Source organism: Actibacterium sp. (genome assembly GCF_041584535.1).
Lineage (GTDB): Bacteria > Pseudomonadota > Alphaproteobacteria > Rhodobacterales > Rhodobacteraceae > Actibacterium_D.
The window spans coordinates 1-2,211 of sequence record NZ_JBFHDW010000369.1; the positions used below are offsets into that span (position 1 = coordinate 1).

Sequence of the window (2,211 nt, forward strand, 5' to 3'; positions counted from 1 at the left end):
ATGCTGGCAGACGAGCCCGCCGCCTATGGCGGTCAGAACAAGGGCATGTCGCCCTATGGGTTTCTGGCCGCCGGTCTGGGGGCCTGCACGTCGATGACAGTGCGGATGTATGCCCGGCGCAAGGGCTGGCCGCTGACCCATATCCGGGTCGATGTCACCCATGACAAGGTCCATGCCCAGGACGCCGGTCAGGCCGGACCGGCCAAGGCCGACCACTTTACCCGCGAGATCATGCTTGAGGGCGACCTGACCGAGGAACAGCGCCAGCGCCTGTTAGAGATCGCAGATAAATGCCCGGTGCATGACACGCTGACCAAGACCAACCACGTCATCACCCGGCTGTTATAGTCCGCTGCGTCTGAGCTGCGACGTTGGAGGAAAGCCGGCTGAAATGGTTGTGCAGCACATAGTCCTTGTGCGGCCCCAGCGCCCGCCATGTCGAGCGCCAGTCCGGCCAGTGGTGGAACTCGTAAGACACCTGATACAGATCGGGGTCGCAGGAATGGCTGGCCTGCGGCGCCGGATCGTCGCAATCAAAGCGGTGAAACGGCCGGGCATCGGCAAAATAGACGGCGATCATATTGCCCTCGGCCCGCCAGTGATACGACCGGCTGGCCGCAATCGGCACCTGCCCCGGCACCTTAAGCGTGCCTTCCTCGCGATACAGCAGCCCGTCCTTTTCCGGGATCAGCCGGGCAATGCCGGTAAATTCGACATGCCGCCCCAGAAACAGGTCTTCGACGATACGCTCGATACTCCAGTCACCTTCAAATTCGTCAAGTCTGGGCATAGACGCCTCCGCAACCTTGCCGCCCGATCCCCTAGCTAGTATGAGACGCCCAAATCCGCAACAAACGCAAGGCCTGCCGATGATCCCTCGCTATTCCCGCCCCGACATGGTCGCTATCTGGTCGCCCGAGACCAAGTTCAAGATCTGGTACGAGATCGAGGCCCACGCCTGTGATGCACAAGCCGATCTGGGTGTCATCCCCCGCGCCAATGCCGAGGCCGTCTGGAAAGCCAAGGATGTCGAATTCGACGTCGCCCGCATCGACGAGATCGAGGCCGTCACCAAGCATGACGTCATCGCCTTTCTGACCCATCTGGCCGAACATGTCGGCAATGACGAAGCCCGCTTTGTGCATCAGGGCATGACCAGTTCGGATGTTCTGGACACTTGCCTGAACGTGCAACTGGTGCGCGCCTCCGACATCCTGCTGGAGGGTGTCGACAAGGTTCTGGCCGCGCTGAAAAAGCGCGCGTTCGAACACAAGAACACCGTGCGCGTCGGCCGCAGCCACGGCATCCATGCCGAACCGACCACGATGGGCCTGACCTTTGCCCGCTTCTATGCCGAGATGGACCGCAACAAGAACCGGCTTGAAAAGGCCAGATGGGAAGTCGCCACCGGCGCCATTTCCGGCGCGGTCGGCACCTTTGCCAATATCGATCCGGCGGTCGAAGAACATGTCTGCGAGAAAATGGGCCTGCGCCCTGAACCGATCAGCACTCAGGTCATCCCGCGCGACCGGCACGCGATGTTCTTTGCCACGCTCGGTGTGATCGCCAGCAGCATCGAAAACGTCGCCATCGAAATTCGCCACATGCAGCGCACCGAAGTTCTGGAAGGCGCAGAGTTCTTCTCGATGGGCCAAAAGGGCTCGTCGGCGATGCCGCATAAGAAAAACCCGGTTCTGACCGAAAACCTGACCGGCCTTGCCCGTCTGGTGCGCATGACCGTCGTTCCCGCGATGGAGAACGTCGCCCTCTGGCACGAACGCGACATCAGCCACAGCTCGGTCGAGCGCGGCATCGGTCCCGATGCCACGATCACCCTTGATTTCGCGCTGAACCGTCTGGCCGGTGTGGTCGAGAAAATGCTGGTCTTCCCCGAGAACATGCTGGACAACATGAACAAATTCCCCGGTCTGGTGATGAGCCAGCGGGTGCTGCTGGCCCTGACACAAGCCGGTGTGTCGCGCGAAGACGCCTATTCCATGGTGCAGCGCAACGCGCTGAAAGTCTGGGAAGAGCGGCTTGATTTCCGCGAATTGCTGCTGGCTGACGCCGACGTGGTGGCGGCGCTTGGCGTCGACGGGATCAACTCGAAATTCGACATGGAATACCACACCAAACATGTCGACACGATCTTCAAACGCGTGTTCGGCGAAAGCTAAACCGATTGGCCGCGCCGGGTCGCAATCTGTCGAC

Annotated in this window: 3 protein-coding genes; 2 read left to right on the forward strand and 1 reads right to left on the reverse strand. The window is 60.9% G+C overall.

From position 1 onward, the window contains the following. Positions 1–348 (forward strand): OsmC family protein (locus tag ABYW26_RS13665; RefSeq protein ID WP_372605461.1); only part of this gene is annotated, 348 nt, incomplete at its 5' end. Here ABYW26_RS13665 and ABYW26_RS13670 read toward each other — a convergent pair. After that, entirely contained in the window at positions 332–790 is a 459-nt protein-coding gene (locus ABYW26_RS13670; protein WP_372605462.1) for a DUF6314 family protein, read from the reverse strand. The genes ABYW26_RS13665 and ABYW26_RS13670 overlap by 17 nt on opposite strands. 79 nt (positions 791–869) lie before the next feature. Here ABYW26_RS13670 and purB point away from each other — a divergent pair, with 79 nt between their 5' ends. Further along, positions 870–2,177, forward strand: a complete 1,308-nt coding sequence (gene purB / locus ABYW26_RS13675) for an adenylosuccinate lyase (RefSeq protein WP_372605463.1) — start codon at positions 870–872, stop codon at positions 2,175–2,177. The last annotated feature ends 34 nt before the right edge of the window (positions 2,178–2,211 follow it).